The sequence below is a fragment of the Streptomyces sp. AC550_RSS872 genome, assembly GCF_019049285.1.
Lineage (GTDB): Bacteria > Actinomycetota > Actinomycetes > Streptomycetales > Streptomycetaceae > Streptomyces.
On sequence record NZ_JAGMUL010000115.1, the window covers coordinates 1 to 216 of the forward strand.

1 rRNA gene is annotated in these 216 nt (G+C 56.9%); it reads left to right on the forward strand.

Annotated elements, in window-relative coordinates:
- Positions 1–216: ribosomal RNA gene (locus KUM44_RS33010) — 23S ribosomal RNA — on the forward strand; the annotation flags it as partial.

Below are 216 nucleotides of genomic sequence, written 5' to 3' on the forward strand. Positions count from 1 at the left end.
GATTCCGGGAGTAGTGGCGAGCGAAACTGGATGAGGCTAAACCGTATACGTGTGAGACCCGGCAGGGGTTGCGTATGCGGGGTTGTGGGATCTCTCTTCTGTTGTCTGCCGGCAACAGGACGAGTCAGAAACCGTTGATGTAGGCGAAGGACATGCGAAAGGTCCGGCGTAGAGGGTAAGACCCCCGTAGTCGAAACGTCAGCGGCTCGTTTGAGA